Genomic DNA, 305 nt, shown 5'->3' with positions numbered 1-305 from the left:
TTGGGCGAAGCCGCGGCGGGCTGACGACCAAGATTCACGCTTGCGTGGATGCACTGGGTAATCCGATCCGTCTGATCCTGACCGCAGGACAAGTGGCTGATATCACGCAAGGCGCGGCATTAATTGAACGGATCAACGCCGGTGCGGTGATAGCGGACAAGGGCTACGATAGCGACGACTTGGTTCAGATCATTGAAGAAACAGGCGCCCAAGCCATCATTCCGCCACGGAGCAACCGCAAAACGCCTCGCACCGTCGATTGGCATCGCTATAAAGCACGAAATCTGGTTGAGCGTTTTTTCTGC

At 56.1% G+C, this 305-nt stretch carries 1 protein-coding gene; it reads left to right on the top strand.

Going from position 1 to position 305, the window contains the following annotated elements; all coding sequences use genetic code 11:
• Positions 1-20: 20 nt before the first annotated feature.
• Positions 21-305 (top strand): transposase (locus tag ACLIIZ_RS21155; protein WP_416695696.1); only part of this gene is annotated, 285 nt, incomplete at its 3' end.

It is taken from the genome of Azonexus caeni (assembly GCF_048146105.1).
In the GTDB taxonomy this organism is placed as follows: Bacteria; Pseudomonadota; Gammaproteobacteria; order Burkholderiales; family Rhodocyclaceae; genus Azonexus; species Azonexus aromaticus_B.
The sequence above is the reverse complement of the archived record's forward strand: the minus strand, read 5'-3'. Positions and strand labels throughout refer to the sequence as shown.